We start from the raw sequence: 20877 nt of genomic DNA, 5'->3' as shown, positions 1-20877 counted from the left end.
TTATATACTTTCCTATATAGTAAAAAAAGACCCTACTCGCAGGGTCTTTCGCTTACTCCTCGTCTTTTTTCATCATACTGTATTCATCCCGCACCATCGTGACCTGCTCGCTTTCCTGGGTGAGCTCAAGCTTGTACAAGATATCTTCCAGCACACTGCTCAAGGTCAGCATCAATTCTCCGGTATTGACAGGTTCACGATAATAAGTCCCGATCATTTCATAGCCTTTGCGTTTATACACGTCCGTTGTATCCTCATCCATCGCCTCACACAATTCGGCAACCAAATCGTGAAGGGCCATTCGGGTCTGCTCATATACGTCCATAGGCTGCGCAGCGACGCCGTCCAGTGCTTTTTTGGAATCCATCTTTCCCCCTCCTTCTCTCGTTAGAGTGGGAACAATCTCTCCTCCTTATGCACCCTTTCTTTCCAGCTCTCTGTGTTTCGTCATTCGTTTCCCGGTATGCGCCTGATACAGAACTTGATGAAATCGCTCGTCCGCACCCACAGCCGGACGACTGCACAGCGTACCAACAATTGCCCCCAGGAAACCGAACGGGATGGACACTAATCCAGGATTGGTCAATGCGGAAATAGGCTCGCGCAGGATCAAGCCATCCTCGGGATTCATCACCATCGGACCCATAACAACCATCAGGATTGAAGCAAGAAGGCCGCTTACCATTCCCGTGATCGCACCCTGAACGGTAAAACGACGCCAGTACAAGGTCGACAAGATCATCGGTAAATTCGCTGACGCTGCTACCGCAAACGTCAATCCGACCAGAATCGCAACATTCATTTTTTCTGCTCCGATGGCGAGCCAGGTTGAGACGAGTCCCACTACTACAGAAGAGCATTTGGCTACCCAAACCTGCTCTTTCTCGGAAGCCAATCCTTTGCGTATCAAGTGGCTATATACATCATGGGCAAACGCGGAGGAAGCGGACAGAACCAGCCCGGTCACGACAGCCAAAATCGTGGCAAAAGCGACCGCAGAAATATAGGCAGTCAAAAATTCTCCTCCCAACACATCTGCCAGCAACGTCACCGTCAGATTCCCGCCAAATCCAACTTCTTTGAGTGCCACGTAGCCGACAAAAGCGCTGGCACCGAATCCCAAAAATATCGTCATCAAATAAAAAGCGCCAATAATCCATGTCGCCGTATAGATCGAGCGTCTTGTCGAGATCGCATCCTTGACCGTAAAAAGTCGAGACACGATGTGAGGCAGACAGGAAGTACCGAGGATCAGAGCCAAATGGAGGGAAATGGCTTCCAGCGGATCATTCAGCTGATTCCCCGGCTGTAAAAACCTTTCCTGAAAAGGCGTCACCGTTTTTACGTAGTCAAACATCGATGTCAGGCTCCAGCCAAAACGGGAAAGTACGATCAGACTGAGTAGAAAAGTCCCCGTCAACAGCATGATCGCTTTGATAATCTGCACCCAGGAGGTAGCGACCATACCGCCGAACACGACGTAAACCGTCATCAACAAGCCTACGGACATGACCGCCAATTTGTAATCTACGTGGAGCAGGTGATGAATCAAAGCTCCTGCTCCGACGAGCTGCGCCAGCATGTACAAAATGCAGATCAATAAGGTGCTGCAAGCGATCATTCCCCTTAATAATCGGCTTTCAAACCGAACCGCTATCGCATCAGCCAGCGTATAGCGACCTAAATTGTGCAGAGGCTCCGCAATGAGAAGCAGCATGATCAGGTAGGATACTAGAAAGCCGATCGCATAAATAAAGCCGTCAAATCCGAAGAACGCAATGGTACCCGCAATCCCCAGAAAGGATGCTGCACTCATGTAATCCCCGGCGATCGCAATCCCGTTCTGCAGGCCCGTCAAGCGATTGCCCGCTGCATAGAACTCACTCGTGTTGCCGGTTCGTTTAGCCGCCGAATAGGTGATTGCCAAGGTGCCTATGATGACGGCAAGAAAGAAAATGACAGAGGGCAAATTCACTTTTCTTCCTCGCTTTCTTCATTCCTTAACTCTTGGACCAGCCGATCGAACTCACGCGCCCTCCACATGTAGATGGAAGACAGAAGCAGCGTCATTACACATTGAGCCGTCGCAAAAATCCATGCGATCGAAATGCTTCCTACTACCGGTCGGTTCATCCAATCAGGCTTCAGGGTAATCAACACTGGCAAAGAGAAATAAAAAATGAGAAAAATCAGACACATCGGAACAAGAAAATGCTTTTTCTTTTGAAGCAGCAGACCAAAAAATGGTGAATACGCTACTTGTCGCGAATTGTCCGGCTTCATTGGTACACCACCTTTCCCGCTTTTAGTCATGACCATAGGGGAAATAAAACCGCCCAATGAAAAGAGGGCGGCTGTTCTGACTATCGGCCTTCGTTCCTTGTACTGGCGGAATCAAATTCGTAATCTCGTTCGACCTTGCAAATTCTCGTTTTATACGTGAGATACCACTCCGACTTCCCTTTTTTTTGTGCGATGAGATGCCTTTCATTTTGTTTCCATTTTTGTATCGCTTCCAGAGACTCCCAATATGACACCGTGATGCCCAGACCTTCTCGTGCACTTTCCACTCCCAGGAATCCAGGCTGGATGGATGCTAGTCTTACCATTTCGTCTGCCATTTCCGCATAGCCACGATCCCCTTCTGTTCGCTCAGAAGTGAAGATAACCGCATAGTACGGTGGCTGTGGCGTTTGAGCAATACCGCTCATATCCATCCCCCCATTTAGCATTTGCCAATAACATGCTTTACCTGTCTATTACAGGCGAGCAGCTCATTTTTTTATTTCGACGTATTTTCTCGTATTCCTTGCTGTCAATAGACAGGTGTCCTTCACAATCACAAACAAAGAAGGGGTATCCCTCAAGTAGTAGTCCTACTTTCATCGGGATGCCCCCTTCATCTTATAGCTCTTACCCGCGTTGCTCCGCTTCTTTCATTTGCATGCGGATCCGTTCTGACAGTTTATCCGAACCGTGAATGCGCGCCCAAATATTATTGACATAGACAGGCATTTTATTTTTATCGGTAATGCTCACCACGTAGATTGTCAGGAAGCTAAGTGGGACGATAAAAATGGACGGGAAGGTCAATGAACCAAGTGTTGCACCGAAGCTTCCGGCAGCAAACACACCTGTTTCCTTCAGGATGTTCATCATGATGAAGAAAATCGAACCTCCTCCACCGACGATCATACCCGCAATCGCTCCATTCCTGGTCGTTTTTTTCCACCAAATGGAGCTAAGCAGCATTGGAACGAAAGCTCCCCCTGATACAGCGAATGCCCAGGTTACCATCATAGCAATCAGTGAAGGATAGGCTTTGTCGAGACCAATCGCTGGTATACCTAAACCTACCAAGAGAGAGAAGAGCGACATGGCGATAACCGCAACTTTACCAACAAGAACCTTTTTCCATTCAGGAGCATTAGGGTTCACGTAGTTTTCATAAATGTCATGTCCCCAAGATGCAGCTGATGCGATCAAGAGACCACCGACTGTCGAGAACATCGCTGCAAAAGCACCTGCAGCGACATATCCCAAGCCAAACTCACCAAACAGCAATTTCCCCATCACTGGAAGAATCTGGTCAGATTTTAGCAATAGTCCGTCTACCGTGAGAGCAGCAGTTGTCGGGTCCATTCCTGCCAATTCCGGTATAAACCTTCTTCCTCCCAAGCCAACAACAGAACTCATGATGTAGAAGAAAGCGACGAAAGCAAGTACCCACAGGGTCGTCAGTCGCGCTACTTTTCCTGATGGATTGGTATAGTAACGGTTCATAATATGCGGCAATCCCATTGTACCCAGTACAAGCGCCAGAACCATCGAGAACTGATTGAGCCAGTCATAGCGATGTCCAGGCTCCTGCATCACCATGGTGCGATCCGCATGCAATTTGTTTGCCTGTGGCAGCACAACATTCACGGAAGCATTAGGGTCACCCTTCTGCACAGCAGCATCTACAGCAGCAAAAGCTTCTGGAGACATCGTCGCTTTCGCCTTGTCGTAGACGCGCTTGCCTTCTTCACCCTCCATCAGCTTGCCTACTGTCACCGTTGATGCGTTCGTCAACGGCTGGTTTTGGGAAGCGTAGTTGCCCACTCCATTGAACAGCACGAGAGCAAAGACAAGAAACATGGCGGTAAACAACACCCAGAACTGAATCATCTGATTGAGCGTCGTGCCCTTCATTCCTCCTAATGCCACGTAAAACATCATGACGACAACAGTAGCGACAACCCCAGTCTCATAAGGCGTCATGCCCAGGAAGCCGACCCCAACCAGTACATCCCATGTGCTACCTGCCCCTACCATCTGTGGAGCCAGATAGAAAATACAGATCAGTTGCACCATGATAACCCCAATGACACGGGCTTTATGACTTTTGCCAAAACGAGCAAACAGGAAATCTGGTATCGTATACTCACCGAATTTGCGCAGCGGGCTGGCCAGGAAAAGCACAACCGGTACGAATGCTGCTCCAAATCCAATCGCGTACCACATTCCATCTACGCCGGATGCGTATACGGCACCAGCCACCCCAAGAAAGGAAGCTGCCGAAAAATAGTCACCACAAATGGCAGTTGAGTTTGTCATGAAGCCGATTTTACGACCCGCCAAATAGAAGTTAGCCGTATTCGAGTTAAAGCTTCTAGCATACAAGGAAATGCCAATCGTCACGACGACCAGCAAAATCACCATCATGATCGCCCATATATTGAGCATACACATTCCTCCATTTAAACGTTTCTTTACAGATCGCTCAGCTCATCTTCCAGTCGATTCGCTCTTTTTACAAAAACAAAGGCAAGCAGCCAGTAAAGCACGTGGAAGAGCAATAATGTAGTCCAGAAGTTTAAAGTCAAACCAAAAATCAAGGGTGTTCCATACCACCATTCCGATGTTCCGCTAAGAAAAGGAATGATCAACGTAATCAGGAAAAAATAAATACCGAATGAAAAGCTGAGTCTTCTTTGAGCAGAAAAAGAGGCGTTCACCTTTTCCAATTCTGCATCCGTGACAAACTGTGTTGTCAGTGATGCATCTTCCTGGGTTCCTCGATGCTTCTGTGATTTCTGGGTGGCGATTTCCATTTGAGACATACTCAGACCTCCTTGAATTGGGATATGAAGGGGTGTCAAAGGATGATGAAAGCGCTTACGCCATTATAGAAGATTTCTAAAAATTCGGATGATTTTCTGCGTAAAATGTCGTTTTACCTGCGCGACATGCAAAAAATCCCATCTCAATAGATGGGACCTGTGCGTTATCCTTCCAGCTTTTTGAGCAAATCTTTCACAACTGTGCGGGATACCGGAATGCGTATCTGATCGTCGCTCTTCAGCATCAGATTGTACGCCCCGTTAAACCACGGCTCCAGTTCAGACACATAGTGGAGATTAACCAGATAGCTCTTATGCGTTCGGTAAAAGTCATACATAGACAGCTTTTCTTCCAGCTGCGCCAAGGTCATGCGCGTCGAGTAAACCTGCTTCTGGGTATTGATCCGGACATTTCGTTCATCGCGTACGGCATAGACGATCGTGGACGGATCAATGACCACAAGTCGGTTATTCTCTTCGACCAGCAATTTGGCTCGCTTGAGAGGTGAGACAGCCTGCTCTGCCCTGTTTATTTCCATGCGCTCGCGAATGCGTTGCATAGTCTCTCCCAGGCGTTTTGGCTCCGTAGGCTTTAATAGGTAGTCGACAGCGTTTAGCTTGAACGCGTCGACCGCGTATTCCTCGTAGGCTGTGGAAAAGACGATAAGTGGCTGCTGCTTGCGTGAAGCCAGCATGCGTGCGGCCTGCGCCCCTTCTAGCTCTGGCATCTTGATGTCCATAAAGACGACATCAGGATTGTATTCCTCTACCATTTCCAGCAGTTCTCGTCCATTCGTTGCAAATGGCAGCAGCTCCACATCGTTTTCCTGTTGCAGCAAATAATGAAGCTCTTCTCGGGCAAGTCTTTCGTCTTCTGCAATCATGACGCGTATTGGCATCAAGCACTTTCCTCCTTCTGCAATGGTATGCAAAATGTGACTACACATCCCCCTTCAGGTCTGTTGAAATAGATCAATTCGGCGTCCGGTCCTCGCAGGCTGACAAGTCGTTGATTGACATTGTGGACGCCAATGCCATTGCCGTCTTTGCTTTCTGTTGGCACCTTTCCCAGCCTGGCCAGCTTGGCTTGTGGTATTCCTGCTCCATTGTCTTCGATAGTGAACTTCACCAGACCCGACTCTTTTGTTACTCGCAGGGTGATTTCTCCACCCGTAGGCATGTCGCGTAGGCCGTGATGAATGCTGTTCTCGATCAATGGCTGAATAGTGCCTGGCGGAATAAGTGCCTCCTCTACCCCTTCGTCCACGTGACAGTGAACAGCGAACTGCTCGGAGAAGCGAATTTTGATGATTTCCAGATAGGCGTTGAGATGATCCAGCTCTTGTCCCACCGTGACGAGCTGACTGGATGTCAGCTTTAAATTGAGCCGCATGAATGTGCCCAGCTGGATCGTCATGTGGCGGGCTAGCTGAGGATCGATGCGCGTCAAGGTCACGATAGAATTCAAGGTGTTGAAGAGAAAGTGAGGGTGGATTTGCGCCTGCAGCATCCGCAGCTCTGCATCCTTCATCAGGCTTTTCATCTTTTCCGTCAGTGCCAGAGTAAGCTGGTTGGATAAAAGATTGCTCAAGCCTTTGGCCAAGGCTTCCTGCACCTTGCCTATCTGCTGCGGTCTGCGAAAATACAGCTTGATCAGCCCCACGACACTGCCGCCTTCACGAATCGGAACGAGAATCGCTGCCTGCAAGGGACAGTTTTTCTTTGTGCAAGACAAGACTTCGCGATTTAATCCCTTCTCGATTGCGCCACTATAGAGCACTCGCATATTCAGCTCTCCATGAATGGCGTCACCTGGCAGGTGGTGGTCGCCTCCTGCACCCACATGAGCGAGGATTTGCTCACGATTCGTCACGGCTACGGCTGCCGCATTGACCTCATGCTGGAGCAGCAATGCGGCAGCTTGTGCCGTTTGTGGTGTCAGACCCATTTTCAAATGAGGCAAAATACGTTCCGCAATCGTAAAAGCCCGTTCCGCCTCCAGAGCAGCCGTTCGTTCTTCTTCTTTCAAGGCAATTTGAATCATCGTGGTAAAAATGGCAATGGATATGCTGTTCGTCAGAACCATCGGAATTCCGACGACATTGACTACTGTACGTACCAGCTCGGGCGGTCCTGAAAAAATGAGGATAAACGACATCTGAATCACAGGAGCAAACATGCCGATAAACAAAGCTTTTGAAGGGGAGATAACCCGTTCCTGCGAGAAAAATCGCGCGACATATCCAGCGAGCAGTCCCGTTATGGGGATAGAGAGCCCCACAGGAACAGCTGCAAATCCGCCCATCCCATACACATGAACACCTGCAATCACCCCCGCTCCCAAGCCCACCAATGGACCTCCCAGCAACCCTCCGATGACGACCCCTACGAGCGTCGAATTCGCGATCATCTCTTCTTCATCCAGTGAAAAGATCCAGAATGCGGGCATGTACGACTGTTCGTTGACCACAATACCTGCGTAGGTACCCGCTATCCCAAACAACCCAAACATGACGGAGTACACAATCGAGGTTCCCACATGAATTTCTCTGTCCAGAACCTGACGAAACAAGGGAATTCGCGTGATGATAAAAGCAAACGTCAGCAGGATTCCCATACGTTCTATGAGCATGATGGTTAAGTTGTCCACCTGTTCCTCCTATTTACAAACAGCTTTCTATTATTTCCCCATTTTCAAACGATTTCCCTGCTGGACAGACAATTCGCCTAGGTTTTTTGCATACGTTTAATGTGCAACGCTTCAGGGAAGGGATGATACAGATGTGTGGGATTACAGGGTGGTTGGATTGGGAAAAGGACCTTTCCCAGGAGCGGCCAGTATTACAGGCAATGACAGCATGCTTGAACAACAGGGGGCCGGATGCTGAGGGCTTTTGGCTTCATCCTCGTGTAGCTTTTGGCCATCGCCGCCTGGTAGTCGTGGATCCGACAGGTGGAAAGCAGCCGATGTCAGCTATCCATCGCAAGCATGCGTGTACGATGGTTTACAACGGAGAGCTGTACAATACGGAAGATTTGAGACAGGAATTGCTCGCTGCTGGTCACACGTTTCTCTCTCATTCGGATACAGAAGTGCTATTGCATGCTTATCTGGAATGGGGACCAGATTGTGTAGAACGATTGAACGGTATTTTTGCCTTTGCCATCTGGGATGAAAGAGCGCACCATTTGTTTTTGGCACGTGATCGCATGGGGGTTAAGCCTCTATTTTATGCACAGCGCGGGAGCTCCTTTCTTTTCGCCTCTGAGTTGAAGTCTCTTTTGGCCCATCCTGAAATCAAGCCAGTCCTTTCTCGTGAAGGCTTGGCTGAAGTTTTTGCTCTAAGTCCGGCACGGACCCCCGGACACGGTGTTTTTCAAAACGTACACGAGGTACGCCCAGGTTACTCCTTGATTGTTACCCCGAACGGCATTCGCAAGCATCGTTACTGGAAGCTGGTGAGTCAGCCTCACTCTGATGATCTGCGTACGACCACAGAGCGAGTAAGAGAGCTGGTAACAGACTCCATTCACCGTCAGCTCGTAGCAGATGTGCCCGTATCCACGCTCTTGTCAGGGGGACTCGATTCCAGCGTTATCACAGCTGTAGCCGCTTCTTCCTTCAAAGAACAGCAGCGTGGAATCCTCCATACCTATTCCATCGATTATGTGGATAATGCCCGTCACTTTCAGTCCAGTTCGTTCCAGCCGGATGAAGACGCGCCATACGTCAAGATCGTGTCCGATTACCTGGGAACGGAGCATCGCACGATTACCTTTGACACGGCTGAACTGATCGATGCCCTCCGCACCGCAACACTGGCGCGTGATTTGCCAGGCATGGCAGATATCGACGCCTCTCTTTATCTCTTCTGTCGGGAAATAAAAAAAGAGACGACGGTTGTCCTATCTGGAGAATGTGCGGACGAGGTGTTTGGCGGCTACCCCTGGTTTCATCGGGATGAATTGCTCCACGCAGGTACTTTTCCTTGGGCAAAAGCCACCAGGGAACGTGCTTCCTGGCTCTCCCCAGAGCTGCAGGACTGGGTTAAGCCTGAAGCGTACGTTGCCCAGCGGTATGAAGAAACTTTGGATGAAGTGCCACAGCTGCCTGGTGAAGACCCGTTGGAAGCACGCCGTCGGGAGATGTTTTACCTAAATCTCAGCTGGTTCATGAACACCCTGCTGGACCGCAAAGATCGGATGAGCATGGCAGCCAGTCTGGAGGCGCGCGTTCCATTTTGTGACCACCGCATTGTGGAGTACGTGTGGAACATTCCTTGGCAGCTGAAAATGCACGGAAATCGAGAAAAAGGGATATTGCGCAAAGCGATGGAAGGCTATTTGCCCGATGAGGTCTTGTACCGAAAAAAAAGCCCCTACCCGAAAACCCATAACCCCGCTTACACGGAAGCCGTCCGTTCCTGGCTTTTGGAGATATTGAATGATTCGTCCTCGCCTTTGCTACCACTCATAGACGTACCCACCATTCGCCGTATCGCCAATCTGGACGCGGAAGCATCCGGAATTCCATTCTTCGGACAATTGATGAGCACGCCTCAGCTGTTCGCCTACCTTGGGCAATTGGATTTCTGGCTGAGAGAGTACCACGTAGCCATCCAACATTAAAAAAAAGCTCCTCGATGTCCTGGAAGGGTCCAGAGGAGCTTTTTGCTCCTCTCCCCCCGTATTTATGGGGGTTTGAGGAGTTTGTTTCTGCCATTTTGAAAGGGCTTTGACTTTCGTTTGGATGGCTGGCGAGCTGTAGTTTGTGCTTGCGGACGATAGCGCAGATCATAGTCACATCCAGTGCGCTTCATAATCGTGAATGCGACTGTTGGATTAGAACGAATCAAACGGTATTCGATCCGCATGTTTTTGCTTCCGCCACTCAATATCGCGGTGACTACCTTCTGATTGGGTCGATTTGCTTTCCAATGCAGGGATTGCACTTTCATGGGCAGAGGAGGATACGCGCGATAGGGTACACAAAGCTTCCCTTTAATCAGCCGGAGGTGGAGATTGCGGATCATTCTGTCTGTAAGTTTGATCCCCCAATACCGGCGAAAAATTCGCGATATTTTGCGCTTGCTATTGTATCGTTCGGGCAATGGCGTATAATCGACGCCATTTACGGTATACACAGGCTTCCCTCTGGGGGAAGAAGCGATCTGGGTCCATACTTGTTCAGCTTGTTCAATAAAATGCCTGAATTGCCGCAGCTGATCCAATACATTTCACCTCCTCCTTAAACCCTATGGAGAAAGGCTTATGCTAGTACGCCCTTTTGCTACCCGTTTTTTGGTAGGTTTCGGTCATCAGAACTTATGGCGAACTCCAGCTGCGTAACAGATAACGAAAAAGAAGGAGCACAAAGTAATATAGCAGTGCTGATGCAGCTCCTGCTCCGAATAAAAACAAACTTTTCTGCTCTTGAAACATCAGCCACATCAAAAACATGCCCGAGCTCGCATACAAAATAAGGTTTATCAAGAAAGGAAGGATCCGAGAATAATGGAGTAGTTTCCCGGTGATTCGTTCAATGAGGATCGAAAAGGGTATCCCTCCAAGGACATAGACAGGTGTGGCGTATATGAGATAAATGAACAACAACGAGGAAAACGAAAAATAATAAGTGTCTGATTGGCGCTCCGAGACTGGTGTATATTGCATCATCGCCAAAATTGCACAGCACAGCAATGAGGAAATCAGAGCACTGATGAATTTGACAAGCATAGCTAATACCCTCCTTCGCTCCTTACACCGTACTTCAAGAAAATCATTTTGCCTAGTGAAAGATGAAAAAACGACCACTTCCATTTGATACAGGAAGCGGTCGTCTCTTAATTTATCGTTTCAATACCACGATCACGTACACTTGACCATCTGCTTTGGTCCACAGATCGACTTTATCCGTTTTCTTCACATCAGATTCTTTCATATCTGAACCATCATAATACTTCACTTTTGCATTCTCAGCCATTTTCAGACTGGTCGATACATCATCGAAGTACACGTATTTATCGCCATTTACACGCGATTCAATACCGATAAAGGAAACTTTGGATTCTTCCTTCTTACCTTGAGCAGAAGCGGCTGTAACCTCTTGATCCCTATTCAGCGTCAAGGTCACATACTCAAATTGCTCCAGATCTTCTACGGCATCCTCGTCATCAATGGTATACTTCTCGCCATCTACAGTGATTTTCGCGGAAGTGATTTCACCATTGTCCTCGCGAATTTCAACTTCCTCTACGATACCGCTCACTGTTTTCAAGGCTCCAGAAACTGCTTTTACCTTGCCTTCGCTGTCGAGTGTCAGTGTATACTCTTTGTCATTGGTTGCAGCATTATTGTCAATCGTAACACCAGATGCCAATTCGTACACTTTGCCATTCACAGTGATTTTGTCGCCCGTTTTTTTCGTTACATACCCTTTGACTGTTTGGCTCTCTACCTCAAGCTCCACGATATCGTTGGTGCCCAGGTTGTATTTCCAGGAAATGATCCGGTAATCGTTGAGCTGGTTTTCCTTGATCGTAGTAGCAGACACCTTTTTACCATCGATCGTCAGCTTGGCTGTAGCCAGAATATCGTACGTTTTCTTATCGACCTTGATGGTTGCCAGATTCACAGGAGGTCCAGCCTGATAGGCCGTTGTATCTGCCACAACCTTGTTGCTCGCCACTTTGGTACCTTGCTCTACTTTCTTCAGGAGACCATCTTCGTCAAATGTCAGAACGGCGAGCTTGCCATCCTGCAATTCGTCGAGCTCATCTACTTCCTCTTCGTCCACAATCAGTTCAGTATCTTTGAATACCTCGTATTTTACACTGCCGATGATGATCAGGTTGTCATCCGTATCGACTTTGATCGTTTCCGTAGCGGTTAGCTTGGTGTAGACGACAGCTGTTACTTTTCCGTCTTCATCCATGGTCAGCTCAACCAGATCCCCTTTTTCCATGTCGGCAAAGGAAGCAGTCGCTTCTTTTGCTTGCGGATGCGCTTTTCCTTTAATAGTCGCGCTGTTGGTGAGTACGTATGTCTCAGAGCCAACCTTCAACTCTTTTTTCGCATTGGTTCCGCTGACAGCCGAAATTTTCTCGATAAGACCGGTTGTCGTATTCTTGGAGAAGGTAATGGACTCTACTCGTCCATCATCGCCCAGGACCGCAACGAATTTTTGTCCGATATTGGTTCGGGAGACATTGACCCCATTCACAACCTCAAGCACGATCTCTTTCCCTTTGACGATCGCTTTGAACTGCTTTTCATCCCCAATCGCCGAGCTGAAATTCAGGCCGGTTTTGACCACGCCTTCGACAATTTGTGATTCAGCGGTGGACACGATCAGGAAATCGATATTGCCTTTGTTTAAGATGTATTGTACTTGTGCTCCAACGACGATATTACCGTACACCTGAGCTTTGTCAGACACGGTGATTTCCGAGTTTTGACCTGTTATTTTCAATTTCTTTGTAGTCTTGTTGTAGGAGGATACTACGCCTTTGACTACAGGCAGTTTTTGGTTCGTGCCATCTGCGTTGCCGTTGCGGTCGTAGTACGCTCCGTTGGCATAGACTGGCGTTTCCATGAACCGGCTTGTGTATTTCGATACGATGTCACGCTTGGCTCCCACAGTTGGTGTTTCAGCCGAGTCGTAAAGACCTGCTTTGTTTGCTTCCAGCAGGTAAGGGTAGTACCATTCCCCGACGGAAGAGGTGTTTACATTGATTTTCAGTCCTTGGACATAGACGGTCAAGGCTTCGGCAATCTTTACGTTGTTATTGGGTTTAAAGGTTCCATCCGGATATCCTTTGATGATCCCTTGGGAAACGGCCAGGTTGATGTATCCGGTAGCCCAGTGATTTGCAGGAAGGTCCTTGAAGACGGTTGTTCCTTGCAGCAATTTTGCTTGCTCTTCTGTGTACCCCATGGCGAGCACGGCTACTTTGGCAAATTCGGCACGGGTTACTTCGTTCTGCGGTCTGAAGGTACCATCTGTGTACCCTTTGAGTACCCCAGCATAATTCAGTTTCAGAATCGAATCTTTATTCGGATTTTGGGCTATATCGGATAAAGGCAGGGCAGTGGCGGCAAACCCCAGATTGGGAAGCCCCAACATACCTACCAGAACGGCCCCGACCAGCCCTGTTTTGCAGGCTTGTGCAGAACGCTTTTTGAAGTTTTGCAAGATAATCCCTCCGGTTAATGGGTGGTTGACTGACATGAACTCATTTTGAATCGATTCGCGAGTCCAATGTATTAGAACCACAAAATTGGTGAAGCGATCTATTTGACGTGATCTTTTTCAAAAAAGTTTCAAATCTAAGGAGTGGAAAAATATTCTTAGATATTGATCCTGCCATTTATCCCCCAGGATCCTGTGAACAAACAGTCGTGACTTATGTACAACTCACATGCATTCGAAGCCGCATCCATTCAACAGATCAAGATGTTTCATTCCCCCTAAATGAGCCAGAATCAAAGTCGAGAATCATCACGAAACTTTACTGCAACCTTCAAATGATTTTCAAAAATTTCCAATACTATCCTATCATCCGATTCTGAATAAATTCTAAATTTTAGGCGAACCATTTGCTAACTTCCAACAAATGAAATGCAAAAAAACCGCCTGAAAGAATCAGACGGTTCTTCATTTCGTTCCCAGCAGGAAATGCTGTAAGCCAGGTTCTGTCTCTCCCGTGCTACATGCGGGACAATCCCTCGCACCAAGAGCGGTAGCCATCTATCTATGGCATCTTCAGATACCATCCGTCCCTCCGTTCAATTCCTTTGGGACGGTTCCCCTACCAAATTTGGGTTTCTCGCTCGCAGGGTTTACCGCGTTCCATCTTTCCTGTCGCCAGGAAAGCTACGTTTCTGTGGCACTTTCAGCGTACTCGGGCCTCAGAGAGAGCCCTTTCCACGCCGTCAGCGAAGCGCGAGCCTCACTGCCCTGGTTTGCACCAGGTACGAACACTCCAAGCATCTCAGCCTGGGCGAGCCTGGACTTTCCTCTACCGCCAACCGGAAATCCGACCGCGGCAGCGACTACCCGCATTTCCTGCCAATCATGAATCAGTACAATTACTCTACCACACACCTGTTCGATGGTCAATAAAACTCCATTGGCTGCTCTGCCAAATTGTTCCCCCATACTTCCTGTAGTACAATGGAAGGTGCTACAAGGAGGGTGGATTATGATCATCATCACACCATATGCTGCTGCACGCCTTTCTTTCATGATCGCTGAAGAACCAGATGCAGACGAGCTGGGGATCAGGTTGGTTCCAACCACAACGGGATGCGGAAGCTATACGTACAGCATCGCGATAACAGAGAAGGAGCGCAGCGATCTGGAGCAGGATATAAGCGGGATTCGCCTGTTTTACAAGCAAACGGAAGAAGAGCAGCTGACGGGAATCGTCATTGATTGCGATGCAGCAACCAACCGCTTTTCGATTATCCATAGCAGGCCGCTTCAAAACGAATGTCCGCACATCAATTAATCAGGAGGCCATCCCATGTTACTACTGCCCTTTGAAAATTCGGTACCGCGTATCCACTCATCTGTGTTTCTGGCCAAAGGTGTCCTCGTTTCTGGAGACGTAGAGATCGGGGAGGATTCCTCGATATGGTACAATTGCGTAATACGTGGAGACATTGCTCCTACCGTCATCGGACGCCGGGTCAGTGTTCAGGATAACAGCACCCTGCACCAAAGCCCAAACAACCCTCTTATTCTGGAGGACGAGGTGACAGTAGGACACAACGCAGTTCTGCACAGCTGCATTGTGCGGCGCGGGGCATTGATCGGAATGGGCGCCATCATTCTTGATAAAGCCGAAATCGGCGAGGATGCCATGGTTGCCGCAGGAGCACTTGTCCCTCCAGGGATGAAGGTTCCGCCGCGCACACTCGTCGTCGGGTCGCCAGCGAAGGTAAAGCGAGAGCTCACAGAAGAGGACTTCAAAGAATTGCGCCGCATCCGCCAGTCTTACGTAGACAAGGGAAAAATCTATCGCAAGCTGGAAGAAAACCCACTTGTCCGTGAATAGGCAAGATTGAAAAAGCCGTTCTGCTTATACATAGCAGAGCGGCTTTTGGCTGTTTTCGTTTGGTCATGATCAAGCTGCTTCTCTAGGCGTCGTGTCCCGAATATGCTCAAATAGAAGGTAGGAACGGATCGCCGTTTCCAAGTGCATACGATCTGGTTCTTTGGTTGTAAAGTGCTTTTGGGAAAAAGCGGATATCTGATAGACGAAACGAAAGCTTTTACGCAAGGTACGATCGCCGAACATCCCTGCCAGCATGGTCAATGCGCCGCCGATCAGGCTCCATTCCAGCGGCAAAAAAGTGATTGTGAGTAAAAATCCGGTGAAGAACCAGATCACCAGATTGGTTGAGCAGCCGTCGTTTACAATATTTGCTCGGGCGATTTCCCCCATCGCTTCCAGTGATTTTTTCCCTTGATAGCTAAATACCTTATGTTCGGCCCCATGAAATTTTTTCAGTTTTCGCGGAAATACGAAGTGAAAGCCAGCGAGGTAAATCCCAATCCACGCCGGGTTAATCATCGCCCACTCAGGCTGGAGCCAGGCGGCCACAGCATAACAGACGAGCAACAGATGAAAGAGCTGATAATACCAGGGAAAGGAGAAAAAGATGCGGTACCATAGCTTTGCAATCGTGCGTATCGTCATTTTTTCTGCCCACAGGTGTATCACGCCATCTTTCACTTCAGCGCAAGCAAGCACGTGACGATCGTGAAACAAGACACCACGACCAAAAGATATTCCCATAATCATGTTGTGCTATTCTCCTTCCGTCCCAATGTCGTTATAATAAGTTGGTATGTTCACCGAAATGAAGGAGGTCCAATCCATTGATCCGCATGGTTCCAACCACACCCCTGAGACCCGGGCAAGATCCGTGGGAGCCGTTGTATGGTGTAACGCCGCCAGCCTATCAGCTAACCAGTGTCGAATTTACCGTGACCAATCTGTGCAATTTGCGCTGTGAGCATTGTGCAGTCGGGGATACACTACGATACAAAGATGACCCTGCCTTGCCGATTGACTTGATACTAAAACGGCTAGATGAGGCTTCAGATCTGCGTACTCTCAGTATAACAGGCGGGGAGCCTATGTACAGTGAGCGAACTGTCAAAGAAGTCATCCTCCCTATTCTCAAATACGCTACGGAGCGAGGACTGCGCACCCAGATCAATTCCAACATGACGATGCCTTTTTCCCGCTATGAGCTGATCCTACCCTACATAGATGTCATGCATATTTCATGGAACTGGGCGACTCCCGAGGAATTCCATGATATTGTTTACGCAAAAGGACGCCAAACGGTTTCAACAAAACAGGCAGAGAATCTGTTCTATGGAATCATGGAAAATGCGCGCAAGCTGGCGGAAGCCGGTGTATTTGTCTCAGCTGAAACCATGCTGAACCACCGCACGTGGCCCAAGCTCGAAACCCTGCACGCCCAAGTCCTGGAGATGGGCAGCAAGCGCCACGAAATCCACCCGATGTACGCAAGTGATTTTGCTCGCGATCTCGAGGTTCTTACACTCGACGAGCTGCGTCAGGCTATCCATCACATGCTGGATATTCGCAACGAAGAGCTGTGGATGCTTTTCGGAACGCTTCCCTTTTTCGCGTGCAGTACTCTGGAAGCTGATCGTGAATTGATCCAGCGTCTCCATCGCAGCAAAACAGTCACAGTTCGCAATGATCCCGACGGTCGCAATCGTCTGAATCTGAACATCTTCACCGGCGATGTCATCGTGACGGATTTTGGTGATGTCGAGCCGCTTGGCAATATCGCAACAGATCGTTTGCAAACCATGTTCGAGCGCTGGCAAAAGCACGCCCTCAATCAAAAAATCAGTTGCTACTGTCCATCTGTCGGCTGCGCAGGTCCGAATCTGCTCGTTGCCAATACCTACTACCCGGAAATTGATTTTAGAGAGCGCAAGGCGATTCTGTAATCGGGCAAACCAGGCTACAATGGCCAATTGACATCCCATGATGCGGGAAGGATCGGTGGCCGACTCGGAGGGCAGATGGTGAAGGAAATGGTTCGAATGGCACTCGAAGCAAATCGTCCAAAAGGTCGCAGCTAAATATGATTCGTCTGGAAATGCAAAACACCCCGCTGTTTTTGGTTACAAAACGGCGGGGTGTTTCTATACAGATCCAGCGAATAGGTGGTTTCCTTTACTTAAGTCGATCCAATTTTTTGGCACTTGATTTTCGCGGACCAAGCATCGTGCGACTGATCGTATTTACCTTATGGAAGGAATCAAAAACCTGATCAAGCACCTCCACCAGCTCGCGAATTTGCACCACCTTTCCATAAACACCTGTAAAATGATGCCGTACTATTTTCCCATTCAGCCCGAACAAGCCCGCACCTCCTCTTCAACCTTTACTTATACCCTATGCACTAAAGGTCGTAGAGGCGATGAAGAACCACTCAGCTATGCGCCCATTTTTTGGGAACAAACGATTGCGTTTATAGCTCGTATAACGAGGATCGGCGGTCTTCAAAGACAGGGATGCGGTTCCGCGCTTCAGTTACCAATGCCATATCCAATTCTGCCCTGACGATTTCCTCCTGCTGCATGCCCTCAGCGATGACTTCTCCCCATGGATTGACCACCAGCGAATGACCGCAAAACATATTGCCTCCACCTTCTCCCACACGATTGCAGGCGACGACGTACACCTGGTTCTCGATTGCCCGTGCGATCAACAGCTGCCGCCAATGATCCAGTCTTGGATGCGGCCATTGTGCGGTGACGAAGACCACTTTGGCTCCTTGCAGAGCATGCACGCGCAACCATTCAGGAAAGCGTATATCATAGCAAATAACCGATGCAACAGTCTGTTCTTCCAATATGTATAAGCCTGGATTTTCCCCTGCTGTCAAATATTTATCTTCATTCATCAGTCGGAACAGGTGTACCTTCGAGTAAGAGCCAGCCAGTTGACCATCACGATCATAGGTATATGTAGTGTTGTACACCTTGCCCTCTCTCTTTTCAGCTACTGAGCCTCCTATGACATGGCATTTCAGCTTGAGTGCCACTTCGCGGAGCAATGTTTTTGCTCGCTCTCCACCCGGATCTGCGATTTCCTCCAAACGAGTCAAATCATAGCCTGTGTCCCATAGCTCAGGCAGGACGATGACATCGACTGGCTCTCCCAGTGACAATTGATTGACTAGGCGTTTTATCGTCTCCGCGTTTTTGTCTGGCTGACCAAAAGCGATGTCCATTTGGAGCATCGCGACCTTCCACTTCATAGGTCTCCCCTCCTGATCCCCTCTTTCCTTCATCGTAGCCTCCCCACGAATTGAGATCAAGTGAAAATACGATAGAATTTTATGAAAAAATAGAAAGGCCCAAAAACGAACGTCTTCAGGCATTCCTATTGCCGCTTTATTTCAATTACGGACGTTGCGTTGGACGCGGAGTTCCAGTCGGACGAGGTGTAGCAGTTGGACGCGGACGAGGAGGTGCAGTCGGCGTAGGGGCTGGACGCTCCAGTCGAGTGACACGTGTCTCCAACCGATTGACGCGCCTCTCCAATTCATCAACGCGATCATCAACCTTGGTGAAATCCGATCGAAGCGCATCTACTCGATTTTCCACACGTCTCAGACGACGATCAATATCGCTTGTAGGTGATTCAGTCGGTGTAACCGGGATGAACAGGTTTTGACCGACATAAATATAGTACGGGTACGCGATGTTGTTGACGCGAATCAATTCCTGCACAGGTACTCCAAACCGTTGCGCAATGCTGTTTAACGTATCTCCAGAGCGAACGACATAGTTCACGAATAACCCCTCCCACACGGATATGTTTCGTTAATAACCTATGCCCGCCCGCCTGAGTCGGAAATAAACCAATACCCAATTTTCCGTAAATGGACGATTACCCAGTACAGATGCCGTTGCAGGCTTTCCCTCATAAAGGCGCAAGCAAAAAGCCTCCGACATACCTTTCATGCCAGAGGCTTTCGTCCATTCTTATTTAAATACCGGTTCAGCGAATTGCGCCAATTTTTCCAGGGAAGATTTCTCTACATCTGCATGCAGGCTGTTTCCATGCGAATCCATGGTAACAATCGCAGCGAAGCCTTTGACGCGCAGATGCCACATTGCTTCTGGAACACCGAATTCCAAGAAATCTACACCTTCTACTTTTTCCAAGCATTCTGCATAGTACTGAGCAGCTCCACCGATTGCATTGAGGTATACAGCGCCATGCTCTCCCAAAGCTTTCAGTGTTTTGGCTCCCATACCACCTTTACCGATTACGGCGCGGATACCAAATTTCTTGATGATTTCACCTTGGTAAGGCTCCTCGCGAATCGAAGTGGTTGGTCCAGCCGCTTTTACATGCCACTCTCCTGCTTCGTCCTTCAGCATGACCGGACCGCAGTGGTAGATGATGCCGCCGTTCAGATCAACAGGGCAATCATTCTCCATCAGGTAGCTGTGCAGAGCGTCGCGTCCCGTATGCATCTCACCGTTAATGATTACCACGTCGCCGACTTTCAGGCTACGGATTTGCTCTTCTGTTATCGGAGCTTGCAGGACAACCTCGCGACGTTTTTCACCAGCATCATCAGTCGCTGCTACTGGAGTCAGATCCATCGCCACTTCTTCATCCTTGTAAAGGTAGCGAAGAATTTCGCCAGTTTCCGCGTTGAGGCGCACACCTTGACGACGGAAAGCCCAGCAGTTGTACGCTACCGACACGAAAAAGCTGGCAGGCAGACGGTTTTCCACGCCAATTTTGCAGCCGAGCAAAGTCGCGTTTCCACCAAAGCCCATGGTTCCAATGCCCAATTGGTTCGCCGTCTCCATGATATAGTCTTCCAGTTTAGCCAGATCTTCGATTGGGTTGACGTCGTCTACACGGCGGAACAGCTGATGTTTGGCCAATGAATAACCGGATGTACGGTCGCCACCAATGCCTACACCGATAAAGCCGGCACTGCAGCCTTGTCCTTGCGCTTGGTAGACAGCATGCAGGATGCATTTGCGGATACCATCCAGATTGCGGCCTACTTTACCCAGGCCTTCCAGCTCACAGGGCAGCGAGTATTGAATATTTTTGTTTTCACAGCCGCCACCTTTGAGGATCAGCTTGATCTCGATCTCGTCTTCTTCCCACTGTTCAAAGTGGATAACAGGCGTTCCAGGTCCAAGGTTATCTCCCGTATTTGCCCCTGTCAGGGAATCTACGGAGTTGGAGCGCAGCTTTCCTGTTTTTGTTGCTTCAGCGATCGCTTCTTTAATCGCTTTTTTGATGATCAGTTGGTTAACCCCGATCGGAGTTTTCACTTCAAACGTAGGCATACCCGTATCTTGGCAAATCGGAGATACATTCTCTTCCGCCATTACAACGTTTTGTGCAATGGTAGACAAAGAAAGAGCAGCACGTGTGCCCAAATCTTCATTCAATTTAGCTGCGTTGACGGCACGGCGCACGTCAGGCGGCAGGTTGGTGGAGGTATCTGTGATCAGCTCCAGGATGCTTTGTTTCAAGTTTTCCATCTATGACGCCCCTTTTGACGAAGTGGTGTGATTGGTATCATAAACCGCCACTATTATAGCATACGTACTCCCCCATGTCCGTAGATAAAGGAAAACCCAAGTGTGAAACATTTGCTAGAGGCTGGCGTCAAATAAGAAACCTGATGAAGAGATCGCAAAAAACAAAAGCACAGCGGTGATATG

At 48.8% G+C, this 20877-nt stretch carries 19 protein-coding genes, 1 other RNA gene and 1 pseudogene; 5 read left to right on the top strand and 16 right to left on the bottom strand.

Annotated features, from left to right (window positions below; translation table 11 throughout):
• Positions 1–52 precede the first annotated feature (52 nt).
• The 8 genes from EDM52_RS16660 to EDM52_RS16625 form a co-directional block, all read right to left on the bottom strand.
• A complete protein-coding gene (locus EDM52_RS16660) occupies positions 53–367 on the bottom strand; it encodes a hypothetical protein (RefSeq protein ID WP_057133774.1) in 315 nt (104 codons plus the stop codon).
• Between the two features lie 45 nt (positions 368–412).
• A complete protein-coding gene (locus EDM52_RS16655; RefSeq protein ID WP_122910092.1) occupies positions 413–1969 on the bottom strand; it encodes a solute symporter family protein in 1557 nt (518 codons plus the stop codon).
• Positions 1970–1971: 2 nt separating this feature from the next.
• Positions 1972–2283 (bottom strand): DUF485 domain-containing protein, encoded by a 312-nt coding sequence (locus EDM52_RS16650; RefSeq protein ID WP_183185159.1) that lies wholly within the window; start codon positions 2281–2283, stop codon positions 1972–1974.
• Positions 2284–2363: 80 nt separating this feature from the next.
• Positions 2364–2711 (bottom strand): antibiotic biosynthesis monooxygenase family protein, encoded by a 348-nt coding sequence (locus EDM52_RS16645; RefSeq protein ID WP_122910090.1) that lies wholly within the window; start codon positions 2709–2711, stop codon positions 2364–2366.
• Between the two features lie 202 nt (positions 2712–2913).
• Positions 2914–4728 (bottom strand): solute symporter family protein, encoded by a 1815-nt coding sequence (locus EDM52_RS16640; RefSeq protein ID WP_057133776.1) that lies wholly within the window; start codon positions 4726–4728, stop codon positions 2914–2916.
• Between the two features lie 26 nt (positions 4729–4754).
• On the bottom strand, positions 4755–5105 hold the full coding sequence (locus EDM52_RS16635) for a DUF485 domain-containing protein (RefSeq protein ID WP_122910088.1): 351 nt from the start codon (positions 5103–5105) through the stop codon (positions 4755–4757).
• A gap of 164 nt (positions 5106–5269) precedes the next feature.
• Positions 5270–6004, bottom strand: a complete 735-nt coding sequence (locus EDM52_RS16630; protein ID WP_057133777.1) for a LytR/AlgR family response regulator transcription factor — start codon at positions 6002–6004, stop codon at positions 5270–5272.
• Positions 6004–7755 (bottom strand): LytS/YhcK type 5TM receptor domain-containing protein, encoded by a 1752-nt coding sequence (locus EDM52_RS16625; RefSeq protein WP_057133778.1) that lies wholly within the window; start codon positions 7753–7755, stop codon positions 6004–6006. The genes EDM52_RS16630 and EDM52_RS16625 overlap by 1 nt, the downstream gene beginning before the upstream one ends.
• A gap of 131 nt (positions 7756–7886) precedes the next feature.
• Between EDM52_RS16625 and asnB the strand changes: the two genes are divergently transcribed.
• On the top strand, positions 7887–9734 hold the full coding sequence (gene asnB, locus EDM52_RS16620; RefSeq protein ID WP_122910087.1) for an asparagine synthase (glutamine-hydrolyzing): 1848 nt from the start codon (positions 7887–7889) through the stop codon (positions 9732–9734).
• Between the two features lie 62 nt (positions 9735–9796).
• On the opposite strand, the gene EDM52_RS16615 is transcribed toward asnB, so the two are convergent.
• The 3 genes from EDM52_RS16615 to rnpB all read right to left on the bottom strand — a co-directional run bounded on the left by EDM52_RS16615 (position 9797) and on the right by rnpB (position 14171).
• Positions 9797–10336, bottom strand: a complete 540-nt coding sequence (locus EDM52_RS16615) for a hypothetical protein (protein ID WP_122910086.1) — start codon at positions 10334–10336, stop codon at positions 9797–9799.
• A 617-nt stretch (positions 10337–10953) separates the two neighbouring features.
• Positions 10954–13299 carry an S-layer homology domain-containing protein gene (locus EDM52_RS16605; RefSeq protein WP_122910084.1) on the bottom strand — a complete coding sequence of 782 codons (2346 nt, stop codon included), beginning with the start codon at positions 13297–13299 and terminating at the stop codon, positions 10954–10956.
• A 484-nt stretch (positions 13300–13783) separates the two neighbouring features.
• Positions 13784–14171, bottom strand: an RNA gene (gene rnpB / locus EDM52_RS16600) — RNase P RNA component class B.
• A 137-nt stretch (positions 14172–14308) separates the two neighbouring features.
• Here rnpB and EDM52_RS16595 point away from each other — a divergent pair.
• Together EDM52_RS16595 and EDM52_RS16590 are read left to right on the top strand one after the other, a co-directional pair.
• The gene (locus EDM52_RS16595) at positions 14309–14617 is read left to right on the top strand and encodes an iron-sulfur cluster biosynthesis family protein (RefSeq protein ID WP_122910083.1); all 309 of its coding nucleotides are present in this window, start codon (positions 14309–14311) and stop codon (positions 14615–14617) included.
• A 15-nt stretch (positions 14618–14632) separates the two neighbouring features.
• Positions 14633–15166: a gamma carbonic anhydrase gene (locus tag EDM52_RS16590; protein WP_057133780.1), complete on the top strand. Its 534-nt coding sequence runs from the start codon at positions 14633–14635 to the stop codon at positions 15164–15166.
• A gap of 69 nt (positions 15167–15235) precedes the next feature.
• Here the strand turns inward: EDM52_RS16590 and EDM52_RS16585 are convergent, their stop codons facing one another.
• On the bottom strand, positions 15236–15916 hold the full coding sequence (locus tag EDM52_RS16585) for a DUF1385 domain-containing protein (protein ID WP_057133781.1): 681 nt from the start codon (positions 15914–15916) through the stop codon (positions 15236–15238).
• A gap of 77 nt (positions 15917–15993) precedes the next feature.
• Here EDM52_RS16585 and yfkAB point away from each other — a divergent pair, with 77 nt between their 5' ends.
• Positions 15994–17109, top strand: coding sequence for a radical SAM/CxCxxxxC motif protein YfkAB (gene yfkAB, locus EDM52_RS16580; protein ID WP_122910082.1), 1116 nt, complete (start codon positions 15994–15996; stop codon positions 17107–17109).
• Positions 17110–17115: 6 nt separating this feature from the next.
• A pseudogene (locus tag EDM52_RS16575) lies at positions 17116–17244 on the top strand (small, acid-soluble spore protein, alpha/beta type); the annotation flags it as partial.
• Positions 17245–17338: 94 nt separating this feature from the next.
• Here the strand turns inward: EDM52_RS16575 and EDM52_RS16570 are convergent.
• From EDM52_RS16570 to EDM52_RS16555, 4 genes are all read right to left on the bottom strand, one after another.
• The gene (locus EDM52_RS16570) at positions 17339–17527 is read right to left on the bottom strand and encodes a hypothetical protein (RefSeq protein WP_122910080.1); all 189 of its coding nucleotides are present in this window, start codon (positions 17525–17527) and stop codon (positions 17339–17341) included.
• Between the two features lie 109 nt (positions 17528–17636).
• Positions 17637–18428, bottom strand: a complete 792-nt coding sequence (locus EDM52_RS16565; protein ID WP_057133876.1) for a carbon-nitrogen family hydrolase — start codon at positions 18426–18428, stop codon at positions 17637–17639.
• A gap of 145 nt (positions 18429–18573) precedes the next feature.
• Entirely contained in the window at positions 18574–18966 is a 393-nt protein-coding gene (locus tag EDM52_RS16560; RefSeq protein WP_122910079.1) for a LysM peptidoglycan-binding domain-containing protein, read from the bottom strand.
• Between the two features lie 192 nt (positions 18967–19158).
• Positions 19159–20694, bottom strand: a complete 1536-nt coding sequence (locus EDM52_RS16555; protein WP_122910078.1) for a fumarate hydratase — start codon at positions 20692–20694, stop codon at positions 19159–19161.
• Positions 20695–20877 lie beyond the last annotated feature (183 nt).

The organism is Brevibacillus invocatus (assembly GCF_003710915.1).
Taxonomy (GTDB): Bacteria; Bacillota; Bacilli; order Brevibacillales; family Brevibacillaceae; genus Brevibacillus; species Brevibacillus invocatus.
Note: the sequence above shows the minus strand (reverse complement) of the source record. Positions and strands in the feature narration are given on the sequence as shown.

Coding starts and splice junctions, on each gene's coding strand:
- EDM52_RS16660 (WP_057133774.1), bottom strand. CDS start 367: ATGGATTCCAAAAAAGCACTGGACGGCGTCGCTGCGCAGCCTATGGAC.
- EDM52_RS16650 (WP_183185159.1), bottom strand. CDS start 2,283: ATGAAGCCGGACAATTCGCGACAAGTAGCGTATTCACCATTTTTTGGT.
- EDM52_RS16645 (WP_122910090.1), bottom strand. CDS start 2,711: ATGAGCGGTATTGCTCAAACGCCACAGCCACCGTACTATGCGGTTATC.
- EDM52_RS16640 (WP_057133776.1), bottom strand. CDS start 4,728: ATGCTCAATATATGGGCGATCATGATGGTGATTTTGCTGGTCGTCGTG.
- EDM52_RS16635 (WP_122910088.1), bottom strand. CDS start 5,105: ATGTCTCAAATGGAAATCGCCACCCAGAAATCACAGAAGCATCGAGGA.
- EDM52_RS16630 (WP_057133777.1), bottom strand. CDS start 6,004: ATGCCAATACGCGTCATGATTGCAGAAGACGAAAGACTTGCCCGAGAA.
- asnB (WP_122910087.1), top strand. CDS start 7,887: ATGTGTGGGATTACAGGGTGGTTGGATTGGGAAAAGGACCTTTCCCAG.
- EDM52_RS16595 (WP_122910083.1), top strand. CDS start 14,309: ATGATCATCATCACACCATATGCTGCTGCACGCCTTTCTTTCATGATC.
- EDM52_RS16590 (WP_057133780.1), top strand. CDS start 14,633: ATGTTACTACTGCCCTTTGAAAATTCGGTACCGCGTATCCACTCATCT.
- EDM52_RS16585 (WP_057133781.1), bottom strand. CDS start 15,916: ATGATTATGGGAATATCTTTTGGTCGTGGTGTCTTGTTTCACGATCGT.
- EDM52_RS16565 (WP_057133876.1), bottom strand. CDS start 18,428: ATGAAGTGGAAGGTCGCGATGCTCCAAATGGACATCGCTTTTGGTCAG.
- EDM52_RS16555 (WP_122910078.1), bottom strand. CDS start 20,694: ATGGAAAACTTGAAACAAAGCATCCTGGAGCTGATCACAGATACCTCC.